The following is a 16,808-nucleotide window of genomic DNA, read 5'->3' as shown; positions in this document are numbered from 1 at the left end:
GCATGACTCCATCTTCTCCCGCATCTTCTCCAGCTGCTTCGCGCGGCCTGTTTATCAGCTTTGAAGGCATTGACGGCGCCGGTAAATCCTCGCATATCCAGGGCTTGCACGATGCCTTCCTGGCCGCAGGCCGCCACGTGGTGAGCACGCGCGAGCCCGGTGGCACGCCGCTGGCCGAAAAGCTGCGCGCGCTGTTCCTGCAAGAACCCATGGATGCCTTGACCGAGGCCTTGCTGGTGTTTGCGGGCCGGCGCGACCACCTGCAGCAGGTGATCGAGCCGGCGCTGGCCCGGGGCGATGTGGTGCTGTGTGACCGTTTTACCGATGCCACTTTTGCCTACCAGGGCGCCGGGCGCGGCTTTGACCTGCAGGTGCTGCAGGTGCTCGAGCGCATGGTGCAGGCCCGGCCCGAGCTGGGTGAGGGCGCGCTGCGCCAGCCTGACCTGACCATCTGGTTTGATCTGCCCACCGAGGTGGCCGCCGAGCGCCTGGCCGGTGCACGTGCCCCCGACCGTTTTGAGGCCGAACCCCAGCAGTTTTTTGCCCGCGTGGCCGCCGGTTATGCCGAGCGCGCGCTGGCGCAACCCGCGCGGTTTGCGCGCATCGATTCGCACCAGCCCAAGCCGGCGGTGTGGCAGGCGGTGCGCCAGGCCGTAGCAGCCCAGGGTTGGCTGCCGGCCAGCAAGGTGGAGGGCTGATATGGCCACCGCCAAGAACACTGCAGCGCCCGAGCCCGTAGCCGCAGCACCGGCGCCCACCGCCCCCTGGATTGCCCAGCAACGCGAGCAGCTGCTGGCCCAGCGCGGCCATGCCTGGCTGCTGCAAGGCCCCTCGGGCCTGGGCCAGTTCTCGCTGGCCATGGGCCTGGTGCGGGCCTGGTTGTGCGATGCACCGACGCCCCAGGGCGCCTGCGGCCACTGCGCCAGCTGCCATGCGATCGATGTGCATGCCCACACGGACCTGTGTGTGCTGATGCCCGAGACCGAGATGCTGGCGCTGGGCTGGCCGCTGCCCGAAAAGGCCCAGGCGGACATTGACGACAAAAAGCGCAAGCCCAGCCAGGAAATCCGCGTCGATGCGATGCGCGATGCGGTGGAGTTCACGCAGCGCACCTCGGGCCGGGGCAAAGGCAAGGCGGTGCTGGTGTTTCCGGCGGAAAAAATGAATGCGGTCACTGCCAATGCGCTGCTCAAAACGCTGGAGGAGCCACCGGGCGATGCCCGCTTTGTGCTGGCGACCGAAGCCGCGCACCAGCTGCTGCCCACGATCCGCAGCCGCTGCCTGGCGCACACCATGCAGTGGCCCGATACCGCATCGGCCCGCAGCTGGCTGGTGGCGCAGGACGTGCCGGCAGACCAGGTCGACGCGCTGCTGCAGGCCGCAGGCGGTCGCCCCGACGATGCGCTGGATCAGATGCATGCCGGCCGCTCGCCCCAGGTCTGGAGGAAGTTGCCCAAGGATTTGGCCAATGGCCAGCCCGGTGCCTTGTCCAGCCTGTCTGCGCCCGAGGTGGTCGATGCCTTGCAAAAGCTCTGCCATGATTTGCTGATGCTGCGTGTGGGGGCCGCGCCACGGTTTTTTGACGCGGCCGATTTACCTGCGCCCCCGGCGCTGGCGGTCCTGGCGCGCTGGAGCAAGGCCTTGACGCAGTCGATGCGCACGGCGGCGCACCCCTTCAACCAGGGGCTGATGCTCGAAGCACTGGTCGCGCAGGCGGCCAGCGTGCTGCAGTCGCGGCGCTAAGCCGGGTCCATCGGCCGGTGTAACAGGCCGCTGAAGTGGCCTGTGTTTGCGCTGGCATCTGGAAATAGGCAGCAAAATTTGGTTATCCTTGGAATCTATGAACAGTCCTACCCCTGCACCGGGCACGGCCAGCGCTCGCCCCAGCGTGCTGCAATTGGCCATCAAGGAAAAGGCCGCGCTCTATGCCGCCTACATCCCCTTGTTCAAGGAAGGGGGCATCTTTGTCCCCACGCCCAAGGACTATGCACTGGGCGACGATGTCTACCTGCTGCTGACCTTGCCCCAGGATCCGCAGCGCTACCCCATTGCCGGCAAAGTCGGCTGGGTGACTCCGGCAGGCGCCGGTGGCAACCGCACCCAGGGTATTGGCGTGCGCTTTCCCAAAGACCCCAAGACGGATGAGCTGCGTTACAAGATTGAACAGATCTTGGGCACGGCCTTGCAGGCTGACCGCGCCACGCAGACCATCTAAGAACCTGTTCAAAGTCTCTACGCAGCCGCGTTGGAGTGCAATCGGGATGAGTTCGAAGGGATGGAACGCAGCTTGCACCGGGGTGCAAGCAAGGGCCAGCGCGAAGAAATCGCCCGATTTCACTCCAACCCGTAGGGACAGTGGCTTTGCGCTGCCCGGGAAGGGAGCGGTCTGCGTCGTTGCAAATCCTCGCAATAGCTGGGCTATTGCTGCGGTGTTACGCGGCTGGGCGCCCCCCTCGCATCCCATCTCGCAAAGACACTGTCGCGGCGCGAGGAGACATTGAACAGGTTCTAAGCACTGGATTCGACCCTGTCCCACCCCGATTTCTTAGCTGGGCTGACAGGGTTTTACGGTGGTCGCGACCGTCGGAGCAGCCGGAGCGGGGACAATGGCTGCAGTTCTTTGTATTTGGACTGCGGCGCTTTGATCGTCTGCAGCGTTGACGATTGATGTTCACCGACTCCCACTGCCACCTCAACTTTCCCGAGCTTGTCCAGGACCTGCCTGCCATCCGCGCCAAGATGGACGAGGCGCGGGTGACCCGCGCGCTGTGCATCAGCTGCACGATGGAGGAGTTTCCCGACGTGCATGCGCTGGCGATGCGCTATGACAACTTCTGGTGCAGCGTGGGTGTGCACCCCGATACCGAAGGGCTGACCGAGCCCAGCGTGCAGGACCTGGTCGAGCGCGCGGCGCTGCCGCGCGTCGTGGCCATTGGCGAGACAGGCCTGGATTATTACGGCATGGAAGACCGCAAGGGCGGCCGCACGGTGGCTGATCTGGAGTGGCAGCGCGAGCGCTTTCGCACCCATATCCGCGCGGCCCGGCAGGTGCGCAAGCCGCTGGTGATCCACACCCGCAGCGCATCGGATGACACCTTGCGTCTGCTGCGCGAAGAGGGCGAGACCGGTGGCGCCCATGCCGCAGGCGGCGTGTTCCACTGCTTTACCGAGAGCATGGAAGTCGCCCGCGCGGCGCTGGACCTGGGTTTTTACATCTCGTTCTCGGGCATCATCACTTTCAAAAAGGCGCAGGATCTGCGCGATGTCGCGGCCTTTGTGCCCGAGGACCGGCTGCTGATCGAGACCGACAGCCCTTATCTGGCGCCGGTGCCGTTTCGGGGCAAGACCAATACGCCCGCCTATGTGCCGCATGTGGCCGCGCAGATTGCGCAGGTGCGCGGCACCAGCGTGGAAGCGGTGGCCGAGGCCACCAACCGCAATTTCGATCGACTCTTCAGCGGAGTGCTGTCATGAAGCTGCCTGCTACACCTGGTTCTTTGTCTGTGCTTCGAGCGGCCTGCGCGGCGGCCCTGTGGCTGGCCTGCGCGGCCGCGCAAGCGGGCTCGTATGACGATTTCTTCACCCGCATCATCCGCGATGACGCCAAGGGCATCGAGGCGCTGGTGCAGCGCGGCTTTGACCCCAACACCGTGAGCGAGAAGGGCGAAACGGGCCTGACGCAGGCCTTCAAGCTCGACTCCTACCGCGCGGCCAAGGGCATGATTGCGCTGCCAACCACCAATGTGAACCTGGCCAATGCCAAGGGCGAGACACCGCTGATGATGGCTGCCATCAAGGGCCAGGTCGATCTGGCCAAGGCCTTGATTGCCCGGGGCGCCGATGTGAACCGCGAGGGCTGGACGCCGCTGCACTATGCCGTCTCGGCCCCGAGCGAAGATGGCTCCGACCTGCAGATGGTGGCGCTGCTGCTGGAGCACCACGCCTATATCGATGCCGCATCGCCCAATGGCACCACGCCGTTGATGATGGCCGCCCAGTACGGCACACGCAGCGCCGTGCAACTGCTGATCAAGGAAGGCGCCGACCCCAAGCTGAAAAACCAGCAGGGACTGACGGCGAGTGACTTTGCCACCCGCGCCGACCGCTCGGAAGTGGTGACCTGGCTGAGCCAGGCCGGCGCCGCAGCGCCAGGCGCGGGTGCCAGCGCAGGTACAGGCGCAGGTGCAGGTGCAGCCGCTGCAGGCAGCACGGCCGCGCCCAAGCCGCAGCCCGGCGCCTATGTGCCGCAAAAGCCCGCATTCCCGCAGGAAGGCCGGCGCAAGATCCAGAGCAACTGGTAAGGCTGCGGGCGGCGCTGCCCCCGTTGCCCATGTCGTGTTTGCACCCGCTGTGGGCAGGGGCTTGACATTCACACCATGGCAATCTTTAGAGTTCCTGCCATGGATAGAAAGACTCCCGCCATGACTGCCCAAACCACCCCATCCGCCACCCCGCTGCTGCAACTGCCGATCGAGGGCATGACCTGCGCCTCCTGCGTCGGCCGGGTCGAGCGCGCCTTGCAGGCCGTGCCCGGCGTGCAAAGCGCCCATGTCAACCTGGCCACCGAGCAGGCCAGCCTGCAACTGGGCGACCAGGCCCCCGCCGCCCAGGTGCTGGAGCAGGCGCTGGCAGCGGTCCACAAAGCCGGCTACAGCGTGCCTGTGCATGCGCTGGAGCTGGAAGTCGAAGGCATGACCTGCGCCTCTTGCGTGGGCCGCGTGGAGCGCGCGTTAAAAGCCGTGCCCGGCGTGCAGACCGCCGCCGTGAACCTGGCTACCGAACGGGCCACGGTGCAGCTGACGGCGGGCGTGCATGCCGAGCAGCTGATGGCTGCTATTGCCAAGGCCGGCTATACCGCCCGCACTGTGCCGCAGGTGGGTGAGGCCAGCGAGGCGGCCGATGCCCATGATGCGCAGAGCCAGCGCCAGCAGCAAGCGCAAAACGGGCTGCTGCGTGACCTGTGGCTGGCGGCCTTGCTGGCCGCGCCGGTCTTTGTGCTGGAGATGGGCGGCCACATGCTGCCGGGCTTTCACCACTGGGTGGGCCAATGGCTGCCCCAGCAGAGCAACTGGCTGCTGCAGTGGGTGTTGACCAGCCTGGTGCTGGCCGGGCCGGGCCGGCGCTTTTACCGCCTGGGCCTGCCTGCGCTGGCGCGGGCCGCGCCCGATATGAACTCGCTGGTGGCAGTGGGCACCTTGTCGGCCTATCTCTATTCGCTGGTGGCCACCTTTGCGCCTGGCGTACTGCCAGCGGGCACCGTGCATGTCTATTTCGAGGCCGCGGCGGTGATCGTAGTGCTGATTTTGCTGGGCCGCTGGATGGAGGCACGCGCCAAGGGCAATACCTCGGCGGCGATCAAGCGCCTGGTGCAGCTGCAGGCCAAGACGGCCTGGGTGCTGCGCGATGGCGATTGGCAATCACTGGCCATTGATGCGGTGCAGCCCGGCGATACCGTGCAGGTGCGCCCCGGCGAGCGCATCCCGGTCGACGGCCGGGTGACAGATGGCGAGAGCTATGTGGACGAATCGATGATCAGCGGTGAACCCGTGCCGGTGCACAAGACCAGCGGCGCCCTGGTGGTGGGCGGCACCATCAACCAAAAGGGCGCCTTGACCCTGAAGGCCACCGAAGTGGGCGGCAACACGGTGCTGGCGCAGATCATCCGCATGGTAGAGCAGGCCCAGGGCGGCAAGCTGCCGATCCAGGCCGTTGTGGACCAGGTGACCATGTGGTTTGTGCCCGCCGTGATGGCCGCTGCCGTGCTGACCTTTGTGCTCTGGCTGTTGCTGGGCCCATCGCCCGCGTTGAGCCTGGCCCTTGTCAATGCGGTGGCTGTGCTCATCATTGCCTGCCCTTGCGCGATGGGCCTGGCGACGCCCACCTCGATCATGGTGGCCACCGGCCGCGCCGCCCAGCTGGGGGTGCTGTTCCGCAAGGGTGAGGCGCTGCAGCTGCTCAAGGACGCCCAGGTGGTGGCTGTGGACAAGACCGGCACCTTGACCGAGGGCCGGCCCGCGCTGACCGACCTGGTGCTGGCCCCCGGCTTTGAACGCGCGGCCGTGCTGGCGGCGGTGGCCGCCGTTGAGAGCCAGTCGGAGCACCCGATTGCCCAGGCCATTGTGCAGGCTGCCCAGGCCGAAGGCCTGCAGTTGCTGCCGCTGTCCGGCTTTGAATCGGTCACCGGTTTTGGCGTGCGTGCCCAAGTGGGCGCTGCGCGGGTCGAAGTAGGTGCAGACCGCATGATGCGGCAATTGGGCGCTGATGTGGCGGTGTTTGCTGACGAGGCTGCCCGTCTGGGCGCCGAAGGCAAGACGCCGCTGTATGCCGCCATCGATGGCCAGCTGGCCGCCATGATCGCCGTGGCCGACCCGATCAAGCCCACCACACGCGCTGCGATTGAGGGCCTGCATGCGATGGGCCTCAAGGTAGCGATGATCACCGGCGACAACCGCCGCACCGGCGAAGCGATTGCCCAGCAGCTGGGCATTGACGAGGTGGTGGCCGAGGTGCTGCCCGATGGCAAGGTGGCGGCCGTCAAGCGCCTGCGGGTTGCGCATGGTGCGCTGGCCTATGTGGGCGATGGCATCAACGATGCGCCTGCCTTGGCCGAGGCCGATGTCGGCATTGCCGTGGGCTCGGGCACCGATATCGCCATCGAGTCGGCCGACGTGGTGCTGATGGGCGGCGACCTGCGCGGCGTCGTGACTGCCATCGGGCTCTCGCGCGCCGCCATGCGCAATATCCACCAGAACCTGTTCTGGGCCTTTGCCTACAACGTGGCGCTGATCCCGGTCGCCGCGGGCCTGCTGTACCCGGTCAATGGCACCCTGCTGTCGCCGGTGTTTGCGGCAGGGGCGATGGCGCTGTCGAGCGTGTTTGTGCTGGCCAATGCCTTGCGGCTGCGCCGTTTTAGCGTGTAGACAAGGCTGCAGACATGAAAAAGCCCCGCAGGCTCCAAGCCTGCAGGGCTTTTTGTCTAAGCGTTAAGGCTTACACCTGGTCGGCCGACAGACCGGCCGTCTGGCTAAAGCCACCGTCCACATAGGTGATCTCGGCGGTCACGCCCGAGGCCAGATCGCTCAGCAGGAAGGCGGCGACATTGCCCACATCTTCGATGGTCACATTGCGGCGCAGCGGGGCGGCATCGGCCACGCGGCCGAGCAGCTTGCCAAAGTCCTTGATGCCCGAGGCGGCCAGGGTCTTGATCGGGCCGGCGGAGATGCCGTTGGCACGGATCGCGCGGCCGTCTTCGGTGCGGCCCACCGCTTCGGCCAGGTAGCGCACGGAGGCTTCGAGCGAGGCCTTGGCCAGGCCCATGGTGTTGTAGTTGGGGATGGAGCGCAGGGCGCCCAGGTAGGACAGGGTCAGCAGGGACGACTTGTCGTTGAGGTAGGGCAGGGCGGCCTTGGCCAGCGCAGGAAAGCTGTAGGCGCTGATGTCATGCGCAATGCGAAAGCCTTCGCGCGAGAGGCCATCCAGGAAGTTGCCGGCAATCGCCTCGCGCGGCGCAAAGCCGATGGAGTGCACAAAACCATCGAACTTGCCCCAGGTAGCAGCCAGGTCGGCAAACATTTTCTCAATCTGGGCGTCATCGGCCACATCGCAGTCGAACACCAGCTTGGAGTCAAACTCGGCGGCAAACTCGCTGATACGGTCCTTGAAGCGTTCACCCACATAGCTGAAAGCCAGCTCGGCGCCTTGCTGGTGGCAGGCCTTGGCAATGCCATAAGCGATAGAGCGGTTGGACAGCACGCCCGTGATCAGCAGTTTCTTGCCGGTCAGAAAACCCATTGTTCTTCTCCTGATAAGTGCCACGCCATAAGGGCATGGCCAAAAAAGACTTGGGCACCGGCGCAAAGCGTTTCTCGGGGGTAAACGCTTGCACAGGTGGCCAGCTAGGGCAGAATTGTCGCATGCGATTCTGCCTTCCGCTGATTTTGTGTGCTGCCGCGGCAGCGCCTGCCTGGGCCAGCCATGCCTACGCCCTCTGGGGCGAGCCGCGCTACGCGGCGGATTTCAAGCATTTTGCCTATGCCAACCCCGAGGCGCCCAAGGGCGGTGAGCTGCGCCTGGTCAGTGCGCTGCGCTACTCGACGTTTGACAAATACAACCCCTTTACGATCAAAGGCTCGCCCCCGGCCTACCTGAGCGACATGCTGTTTGACAGCCTGCTGATCGCCAGCCTGGACGAGACGACAACCGGCTACGGCCTGTTGGCCGAGGACATCGATGTGGCCGCCGATGGCATGTCCGCGACATTCAAGATGCGCAAGGCGGCGCGCTTTCACAATGGCAAACCGGTGCTGGCCCAGGATGTCAAGCACAGCTACGAGGCGCTGATCAGCCAGTACGCCACGCCCGGCTACAAGACCTTGCTGGCCGATGTGGAGGGCTGCGATGTCATCGACGACCGCACGGTGCGCTTTCGCTTCAAGAAGCCCAACCGCGACCTGCCGCTGACCGTGGGCAGCCTGCCGGTCTTCAGCCGCGACTGGGGCCTGGGCGCCGATGGCAAGCCCAAGCGCTTTGACCAGATCGTGACCGATATGCCCATGGGCAGCGGCCCCTACAAGATCGGCCCGGTGGTGTTTGGCCGCGACATCACCTACGTGCGCGACCCCGACTACTGGGCCAAGGACCTGCCCGTGCGCGTGGGCAGCGCCAATTTTGACCGGGTCACGGTCAAGATCTACAAGGACAACACCGCCAAGCTGGAGGCGCTCAAGGCCGGCGAGTTCGATGTGATGCGCTTTTTCAGCGCCGGCGACTGGGCGCGCCGCCTCTATGGCAAGCGTTTTGACCGGGGTGAGCTGCGCAAAGGGGACTTCGCCAACAAGCTGCCCTCGGGCTTCCAGAGCTACTTTTTGAACCTGCGCCGCCCAGTGCTGCAGGATGTGCGGGTGCGCGAGGCCCTGGGCCTGGCGTTTGACTACGAGTGGATGCAGCGCCAGCTGTTCTACGGAGCCTACGAGCGCGTGCATGGCCTGTTTGGCAACACCATGTGCGAGACGCATGGCAGCCCCAGCGACGCCGAGCTGGCCCTGCTCAAGCCCTTTGAGAAAGACCTGCCCGCCGGTACCTTGGGGCCGCTGCAGGATCCCCCCCGCACCGACCAGGGCAGCAGCCTGCGCGACAACCTGCGCAAGGCGCAGGCGCTGTTGGCCGACGCCGGCTGGAAGGTGGACAGGAATGGCGTGCTGCGCAATGCCAAGGGCCAGGCGCTGGAGCTGGAGTTTCTCGACAGCAACGAAGGGGGCATACGCACCGTGTCCACCTGGATGCGCAACCTGGAGAAGCTGGGCATCAAGCTCCGGCTGCGGGTGGCCGATTACGCGCTCTACCAGCAGCGGGTCGACAAGTTCGACTATGACCTGATATCGGTCAATGTGCCGGGCACCAATATCCCGGGCCAGGAATACGCCGAGCTGTTTGGCAGCGCGGCGGCGGAGCAGGAGGGCTCGGGCAATTTCATTGGCTTGAAGAGCCCAGCGGTCGACGCGATGATTGCCCAGATGGCCAGCGCCAAGAGCGAGCAGGAGTTGCTGCCCGCCTGCCATGCGCTCGAGCGCATCATTGTGGCGGGCCACTACCTGATTCCGCAGTGGTATGCCGCCAGCCACCGCGTGGTGTATGACGCCTGGCGATTGGTGGAGCCCCCGCAGGTGCCCGCCTATGTGCCGGGCGAGACCTGGGTGATGTACTACTGGTGGGCGCGCATGCCGCCGCTCACAGCCGCAACCGCCAAGCCATGAGCTGCTCTGATGCCGGGCCCAGCCGTTATATGATCCCTCTGACCGCCCCAGCGCGCCTGCCGCGCTGCCCCGGCATTTTCTGCCACAGTGCCACGGCGTTTGCCCGCACGTGCTGACATTGGAGCCCACCCCGCATGTTTGCCTATATCCTCAAACGTCTGCTGCTGATGATTCCCACGCTGTTCGGGGTCTTGCTGCTGACCTTTGTGGTGATCCAGTTCGTGCCGGGGGGCCCGGTCGAGCAGTACCTGGCAGAGGCCAAGGCCGGCAACCGGGGCGCGGAGGGCGCGGGCATGGGCTACCGGGGCGCGCAGGGCATTGACCCCAAGCGGCTCGACGAGATCAAGGCCTTGTACGGCTTTGACAAGCCGCCCATCGAGCGCTTTGTGCAGATGCTGGGCCAGTTCGCCCGCTTTGATCTGGGCAACAGCTTTTTCCAGAACAAAAGCGTCTGGCAGCTGATCAAGGACAAGCTGCCCGTCTCCATCAGTCTGGGGCTGTGGACCTTTTTCATCAGCTACCTGATTGCGGTGCCGCTGGGCATTGCCAAGGCGGTGCGCGCGGGCAGTCGGTTTGACATGGTCACCACGGTGATCGTGCTGGTGGGCTATGCGATACCCGGCTTTGTGCTGGGGGTGGCGCTCTTGGTGATCTTTGGCGGGCAGCTGCAGTGGTTTCCGCTGCGCGGGCTCACCTCATCGGGCTGGGAAGAGATGGGCTGGGCCGCCAAGCTGGTCGACTACCTCTGGCACATCACCTTGCCAGTCACCGCCATGGTGGCCGGCAGCTTTGCGGTGACGGCCATGCTCACGAAAAACGCCTTTCTTGAAGAGATCCGCAAGCAGTATGTGGTGACGGCCAAGGCCAAGGGTCTGAGCGAGCGCCAGGTGCTGTGGCGCCATGTGTTTCGCAATGCCTTGCTGCCCATCGTCACCGGCTTTCCGGCGGCCTTCATTGGCGCCTTCTTTACCGGGGCCTTGTTGATCGAGACCTTGTTCTCGCTCGATGGCCTGGGCCTCTTGAGCTATGAGAGCGTGATCCGGCGCGACTACCCGGTCGTGCTGGGCACCTTGTACCTGTTTACCTTGATCGGTTTGCTCACCAAGCTGGTGAGCGACCTGTGCTATGTCTGGGTGGATCCCCGTGTCAAGTTTGACTGAGTCGCGTATGCCCGCATTGGCCAGCCCAGCACCTGCGGCATGGCGCCGCGCCTCAGGCCTTGCGGCGCAGCTGCAGGCGCCGCAGCAGCACGGCCACGACGACGATGTTGAGCAGCAGCACCAGCGCGCCTTGCCAATGGCGGTGCGCCAGCAGGTGCTGCACTTCGAGCGGTATGTACAGCCCCGAGGACAGCGCGCCCAGCCATTCGCCCCAGGCCTTGTCCTGCCACAGGCCCCAGGCCTCCAGCCAGCGCACAGCGATATAGGTCCCGCCCAGCAGCACCAGCGTATGGATGGGGGTGGCATTGATCTTGTCCACCCAGCCAATCAGCACGGCCGGGTAGCGCGCCTCGGGCGAGAGGCCAACGTGGCCGATCAGCTCCAGCGCGAGGCGGTGCAGATCGTGGTGCAGCAGGCTGAGCAGTCCCAACAGGCCCAGCAGCGCGGCAAAGCCTTTGAGCGCTTCAAAAATGGCAATGCTTTTGAGCGCGGTGCGCAAGGCGGAGGGCGTGTGGGTGGCAGGCATGGCGCAGAGCATGGCCGATGGCGCGCAGTTTGGCTGTCGGCCAATGGCGACAGCGCAGCACCCCGTGCCCTCGCCGCCACCGTTGCCAACGTCGGCCCCAGGCCGCCCTATTCAGTGACAGGAGGGGGACGGTGCCCACACCGTCTCTGCAGACCATAACGATGACCGAGCCTGTTTCCCCACTTCCCCCCGGCCGCTCGCCTGCGGCCCGCGCCTGGCGCCGCTTCAAGTCCAACAAACTGGGCTTTTACAGCCTGCTGCTCTTTGTGGTGCTGGTGGTGCTCAGCCTGTTTGCCGAGCTGATCAGCAACGACAAGCCGCTCGTTGTGCGCTATGAGGGGCAGACCTATTTCCCGCTCGCCAAGGACTACCCGGAGACCAGCTTTGGTGGCGACTTCCACACCGCCACCGATTTTCTCGACCCCTTCATCCAGCAGCAGCTGCGCAAGGATGGCAACTGGGCGATCTTTCCGCTCAACCGCTATGGCCCCAACACCATCAACTACTTTGCCAAGTCGCCCACGCCTTCGGCACCCTCGGCGGACAACTGGCTGGGCACCGATGACCGGGGGCGTGACCTGCTGGCCCAGCTGATCTACGGCTTTCGCGTCAGCGTGCTGTTTGGCCTGGCGCTGACGGCCGTCGGCACGCTGATCGGCATTCTCACCGGTGCGATACAGGGCTTTTTTGGCGGCAAGGTGGACCTGGTGTTTCAGCGCTTTACCGAGATCTGGAGCGCCATGCCGATCCTGTACCTGCTGATCATCTTCAGCGCGGTGCTGGCGCCCAGTGCCGGCTTGCTGTTGGTGCTGCTGAGCCTGTTTGGCTGGATGGCGCTGTCCGACTATGTGCGGGTGGAGTTTTTGCGCAACCGCCAGATGGACTATGTGAAATCGGCGCGGGCGCTGGGCGTGCCGAGCTGGAAAATCATGTGGCGCCATATCCTGCCCAACAGCATGACGCCAGTGGTCACCTTTTTGCCGTTCCAGATGAGTGCCGCGATCCTGACCCTGACATCGCTGGATTTTCTGGGCCTGGGCGTGCCCCCGGGCACCCCCAGCCTGGGCGAGCTGTTGAACCAGGGCAAGAACAGCATCGATGCCTGGTGGATTTCGCTGTCGACCTTTGCGGTGCTGGTGACCACCTTGCTGCTGCTCACCTTCATGGGCGATGCATTGCGCGATGCGCTGGACCCGCGCAAGCAGCTGAATTCGCCGCGCGCTGGCGCAGCGCCTGCTGCGCTTTCGGCTCAGCCAGCGCCGTCAGCCAGCGCAGATGCCAAGGAGACCCGCCATGCGTGAGCAAGCACAATCCCCGGTGGCCGTGCCCGCGCCGCTGCTCCAGGTCAACCACCTCCATGTGGGCTTTGGCGGCCAGGATGTGGTCAAGGACCTGAGCTTTTGCATACAGGCCGGCGAGAAGCTGGCGCTGGTCGGCGAATCAGGTTCTGGCAAGACAATCACCGCGCTGTCGCTGCTGCGCCTGGTGGGCGAGGCCCAGTTGCGCGGCGAAGCGCTGATGGGCGGGCGCAACCTGCTGCAGATCTCCGAGCGAGAGATGCAGGCGGTGCGTGGTGATGAGATTGCGGTGATCTTTCAGGAGCCGATGACGGCGCTGAACCCGCTGATGACCATGGGCGCGCAGATTGCCGAGGTGCTGCAGCTCAAGCAAGGCCTGGACGACAAGGCCGCCTGGGAGCAGGCGGTGCAGCTGCTCGCCACAACCGGCATCCCCGAGCCGCAGCGGCGCGCCGGCAGCTACCCGCACCAGCTCAGCGGCGGCCAACGCCAGCGCGCGATGATTGCGATGGCGCTGGCCTGCCGGCCCAAGCTGCTGATTGCCGATGAGCCCACCACGGCGCTCGATGTGAGCCTGCGCGGCCAGATCCTGGAGCTGCTGAGCGACTTGCAGCGCCAGACCGGCATGGCGGTGCTGATGATCACCCATGACCTGCCGCTGGTGCGCCATTTTGCCGACCGGGTCGCGGTGATGGAAAAAGGCCGGCTGGTGGAGCAGGGGGCTGTGGCCGAGGTGTTTGCCGCGCCCCAGCATGCCTACACCCAAAAGCTGCTGGCCAGCACGCCCCAGCGCCAGGTGGTGGCCCGCCAGCCTGAGGCACCCACGGTGCTGCAGACGCGCGATTTGCAGGTGGCCTATGCCACGCCGCTGCCGGGCATAGCGGGCTGGTTCCGCAAGGGCCGGTTCGACGCGGTGCGCGGCGCCAGCCTGGCGCTGGGCCGGGGTCAGACCTTGGGGGTGATTGGCGAGTCGGGCTCGGGCAAATCCACCTTGGCCCAGGCGATCCTGGGCCTGCTGCCCAGCCAGGGCGAGCTGCGCATTGGCCAAGAGACCTGGCAGTTGCCAGCCCAGCGCAACAGCGCGGCCAACCAGCAGCTGCGCCGCAAGGTGCAGGTGGTGTTCCAGGATCCGTTCTCGTCGCTGTCGCCGCGCATGACGGTGCAGGAGATGGTGGGCGAAGGCCTGCAGCTGGCGCAGCCCCAGCTGGCTCCAGCGGATCTACAGCAGCAGGTGCTGGCGCTGCTGCAGGAAGTGGGCATGACCGAGGCCCAGTTCCCGGGCCTGCTCGAGCGCTATCCGCATGAGTTCTCCGGCGGCCAGCGCCAGCGCCTGGCCATTGCCCGCGCGCTGATCGTGGACCCCGAGATCCTGGTGCTGGACGAGCCCACCAGCGCGCTCGATGTCACCATCCAGCAGCAGGTGCTGGCCTTGCTGCAGCGCCTGCAGCGCGAGCGCGGCCTGAGCTATGTGCTGATCACGCACGATGTGGCGGTGATCCGGGCCATGGCCCATGAGGTGCTGGTGATGAAGGATGGCGAGGTGGTGGAGAGCGGCGAGGTCATGCAGGTGCTCGATGCGCCGCGCCAGGCCTACACGCAGCGCCTGATGGCCGCCAGCCTGGAGCTGGGCTGAGCGGGCAGCGCCCGGCAACGACTTTATGAGCGGAATAGGGCCGCTGGCAGTGCGCAAGCTGCCTGCGGCATCAACGGGAAATCCATGACAGAACTGCTGCAAGTGACCGGTTTGGGCAAGCGCTTTGGCGGCGTGCAGGCCGTGGCCGATGTGAGCTTTGCCTTGCGCCGGGGCGAAGTGCTGGCGCTCATTGGCCCCAATGGCGCGGGCAAGACAACCACCTTCAACATGCTGGGCGGGCAGCTGGTGCCCGATGCCGGCAGCATGCTGCTTCAGGGCACGGCCCTGGGCGGCAAGCGGCCCCGCGAGATATGGCGCCTGGGCGTAGGGCGCACCTTCCAGATTGCCGAGACCTTTGCCTCGCTGACGGTGGCCGAGAACGTGCAGATGGCCTTGCTGTCGGCCGCTGGCCGCGTCTTTGGCCTGTGGCAAAAAGCCGCCCGCTTTCAGCGTGATGAGGCGCTGGGCTTGCTGGCGCTGGTGGGCATGCAGGACCAGGCTGACCGTGCTTGCAGCGCGCTGGCCTATGGCGATGTGAAGCGGGTGGAGCTGGCCATCGCCATGGCCCACAAGCCTGTGCTGCTGCTGATGGATGAGCCCACTGCCGGCATGGCCCAGGCTGAACGCCTGCAGCTGATGGCGCTCACGCGGCAACTGGCCCGTGAGCGCGACATGGCCGTGCTGTTTACCGAGCACAGCATGGATGTGGTGTTTGCCTATGCCGACCGCATCATTGTGCTGGCGCGGGGCCGGCTCATTGCCGAGGGCGCGCCGGAGGCCGTGCGGCGCAACCCCGAGGTGCAGGCGGTCTACCTGGGCAAGGGCAGCACCTATGACAGCCAGGAACCAAGTCAGGAGCCTGCCGTATGAGCGCGCAGATAACCGATGTGCACGCCGAGCTTCTGCTGCAGGTGAGCGCGCTCAACGCCTGGTATGGCGAAGCCCATATTCTGTTTGATGTGGGGCTGGAGGTGCGGCGCGGTGAGGTGGTGGCCTTGATGGGGCGCAACGGCGCGGGCAAGTCCACCACGCTCAAGGCCATCATGGGCCTGGTGGAGCGGCGCAAAGGCACCGTGCAGTTCATGGGCCAGAACATTGCGCAGGCAGACCCCTGGCGCATTGCGCGCCTGGGCCTGGGCTATGTGCCCGAAGAGCGGCGCATCTTCAGCGACCTGACGGTACTCGAAAACCTGGAGGTGGGCCGCCAGCCCGCCCGCCGCTGGGCCGATGGCAGCCTGGCCAGCGAGTGGACGGTGGATGAGCTGCTCGCCTTTTTCCCGAACCTGGCGGCCATGCCGCAGCGCGCTGGCGGGCAGATGAGTGGCGGCGAGCAGCAGATGCTCACCGTCGCCCGCACCCTCATGGGCAATCCCTATCTGGTGCTGCTCGATGAGCCCTCTGAAGGGGTGGCGCCTGTTATCGTCGAGCAGATGGCGCAGATGATTGTGCAACTCAAGCAGCGCGGCGTGAGTATTTTGCTGTGCGAGCAAAACCTGCACTTTGCGCGCCTGGTGAGCGACCGGGCCTATGTGCTGGAGAAGGGCGCGATCGCGTTTGCTGGCAGCATGCAGGCACTGGTCGACGAAGAGCGGGCTGGCGCCAAGCGGATCGGCGTCTAAGGCGCCATCAGACAAAGCAAAGCCTGCACGCATCGCGCGCAGGCTTGGGTGCCCCTCCGGAAATAAAAGGGACTGCGGCTTACCAGTGGCCGGTAGGGTTGATGCCGTCCTGCATCACCCAGTGGATGCGTGAGGTCTCCACGCCCATCAGTGCAGCCTGGTGGACCAGCATATCGGTGGTCTTGCCATCGAGCACGGGCTGGCGCGAGAGCAGCTTGAACGAGTCGGTGGTGTCGCCCATCAGCATGGCCCAGCGGTAATCGGGGTCAATGGCGACGACATGGTAGCCCTCGTGGAAGGGGCCCATGAACGAGGCCTTCATGGCGCCAAAGTTGGGCGCGCCGACAAAGCGGGCAATGCCATGGCCCTCGACCCAGCGGTGGGTGCCGGCATGAAAGCCCCGGGTCGTGATGCCCAGGCTGCCATCGCTCAGCAGCTCATATTCGACGCGTGAGCGCGTCAGCGGCTTGCCGATGCCGCGCTCGATGCGGGCGATCTCATACCAGTCGCCGACAAAGCGTTCTGCATCAAAGTCGGCGACGGGCTCAATCAGGTCGACCGGCACGACTTTGCGGGATTTGTTGCTGGTCCACCAGTAAACGGCCAAGGCGGCCACACCGGCTGCCAGGGGGAGCCAGAGAGAGCGCTGTTGCGGTCGTTGTTGATGATCGAGCTCTTGCATAAGAAATTATTCCTTGTTTTGTTTTATGAATCCTAACCAGATAGGCGTAATTTACAAGCTGCCAGCGTGGGCCAAATGTAAGCAAAGCGCCTGATTTGCGCTGTCGCCTTGCGGCTTGAATGCCTAATTTCGCACCAA

General features: G+C 65.3%; 15 protein-coding genes. 12 read left to right on the top strand and 3 right to left on the bottom strand.

Features of this window, described 5'->3' with window-relative positions:
• Positions 1-2 precede the first annotated feature (2 nt).
• From tmk to DCO45_RS01070, 6 genes are all read left to right on the top strand, one after another.
• Complete coding sequence (gene tmk / locus DCO45_RS01095) at positions 3-698, top strand: dTMP kinase (RefSeq protein WP_116924118.1); 696 nt, start codon at positions 3-5, stop codon at positions 696-698.
• Between the two features lies 1 nt (position 699).
• A complete protein-coding gene (locus tag DCO45_RS01090) occupies positions 700-1,743 on the top strand; it encodes a DNA polymerase III subunit delta' (RefSeq protein WP_116924117.1) in 1,044 nt (347 codons plus the stop codon).
• Positions 1,744-1,840: 97 nt separating this feature from the next.
• Positions 1,841-2,215: a PilZ domain-containing protein gene (locus tag DCO45_RS01085; protein WP_021027879.1), complete on the top strand. Its 375-nt coding sequence runs from the start codon at positions 1,841-1,843 to the stop codon at positions 2,213-2,215.
• A gap of 452 nt (positions 2,216-2,667) precedes the next feature.
• Entirely contained in the window at positions 2,668-3,474 is an 807-nt protein-coding gene (locus DCO45_RS01080; RefSeq protein WP_116924116.1) for a TatD family hydrolase, read from the top strand.
• A gap of 29 nt (positions 3,475-3,503) precedes the next feature.
• On the top strand, positions 3,504-4,301 hold the full coding sequence (locus DCO45_RS01075; RefSeq protein ID WP_313900089.1) for an ankyrin repeat domain-containing protein: 798 nt from the start codon (positions 3,504-3,506) through the stop codon (positions 4,299-4,301).
• Positions 4,302-4,421: 120 nt separating this feature from the next.
• Positions 4,422-6,920: a heavy metal translocating P-type ATPase gene (locus DCO45_RS01070; RefSeq protein WP_133247969.1), complete on the top strand. Its 2,499-nt coding sequence runs from the start codon at positions 4,422-4,424 to the stop codon at positions 6,918-6,920.
• A gap of 70 nt (positions 6,921-6,990) precedes the next feature.
• Here the strand turns inward: DCO45_RS01070 and fabI are convergent, their stop codons facing one another.
• Entirely contained in the window at positions 6,991-7,791 is an 801-nt protein-coding gene (gene fabI, locus DCO45_RS01065; RefSeq protein ID WP_116924114.1) for an enoyl-ACP reductase FabI, read from the bottom strand.
• A 122-nt stretch (positions 7,792-7,913) separates the two neighbouring features.
• Between fabI and DCO45_RS01060 the strand changes: the two genes are divergently transcribed.
• The gene (locus DCO45_RS01060) at positions 7,914-9,752 is read left to right on the top strand and encodes an extracellular solute-binding protein (RefSeq protein WP_116924113.1); all 1,839 of its coding nucleotides are present in this window, start codon (positions 7,914-7,916) and stop codon (positions 9,750-9,752) included.
• A gap of 134 nt (positions 9,753-9,886) precedes the next feature.
• The gene (locus tag DCO45_RS01055; protein ID WP_116924112.1) at positions 9,887-10,912 is read left to right on the top strand and encodes an ABC transporter permease subunit; all 1,026 of its coding nucleotides are present in this window, start codon (positions 9,887-9,889) and stop codon (positions 10,910-10,912) included.
• A gap of 52 nt (positions 10,913-10,964) precedes the next feature.
• On the opposite strand, the gene DCO45_RS01050 is transcribed toward DCO45_RS01055, so the two are convergent.
• The gene (locus tag DCO45_RS01050; protein WP_116924468.1) at positions 10,965-11,438 is read right to left on the bottom strand and encodes a DUF2127 domain-containing protein; all 474 of its coding nucleotides are present in this window, start codon (positions 11,436-11,438) and stop codon (positions 10,965-10,967) included.
• A 161-nt stretch (positions 11,439-11,599) separates the two neighbouring features.
• Between DCO45_RS01050 and DCO45_RS01045 the strand changes: the two genes are divergently transcribed.
• From DCO45_RS01045 to DCO45_RS01030, 4 genes are all read left to right on the top strand, one after another.
• On the top strand, positions 11,600-12,739 hold the full coding sequence (locus DCO45_RS01045; protein ID WP_116924111.1) for an ABC transporter permease: 1,140 nt from the start codon (positions 11,600-11,602) through the stop codon (positions 12,737-12,739).
• Positions 12,732-14,369 (top strand): dipeptide ABC transporter ATP-binding protein, encoded by a 1,638-nt coding sequence (locus DCO45_RS01040; RefSeq protein WP_116924110.1) that lies wholly within the window; start codon positions 12,732-12,734, stop codon positions 14,367-14,369. Before DCO45_RS01045 ends, DCO45_RS01040 begins: the two co-directional genes overlap by 8 nt.
• A gap of 84 nt (positions 14,370-14,453) precedes the next feature.
• A complete protein-coding gene (locus DCO45_RS01035) occupies positions 14,454-15,239 on the top strand; it encodes an ABC transporter ATP-binding protein (protein WP_116924109.1) in 786 nt (261 codons plus the stop codon).
• Entirely contained in the window at positions 15,236-15,988 is a 753-nt protein-coding gene (locus DCO45_RS01030; RefSeq protein WP_116924108.1) for an ABC transporter ATP-binding protein, read from the top strand. Before DCO45_RS01035 ends, DCO45_RS01030 begins: the two co-directional genes overlap by 4 nt.
• Positions 15,989-16,067: 79 nt before the next feature.
• Here the strand turns inward: DCO45_RS01030 and DCO45_RS01025 are convergent, their stop codons facing one another.
• Complete coding sequence (locus tag DCO45_RS01025; protein ID WP_116924107.1) at positions 16,068-16,670, bottom strand: lipocalin family protein; 603 nt, start codon at positions 16,668-16,670, stop codon at positions 16,068-16,070.
• Positions 16,671-16,808 lie beyond the last annotated feature (138 nt).

The sequence above is a fragment of the Comamonas sp. JNW genome (assembly GCF_003105075.1).
GTDB classification, from domain to species: Bacteria; Pseudomonadota; Gammaproteobacteria; order Burkholderiales; family Burkholderiaceae_C; genus Comamonas; species Comamonas squillarum.
Note: the sequence above shows the minus strand (reverse complement) of the source record. Positions and strands in the feature narration are given on the sequence as shown.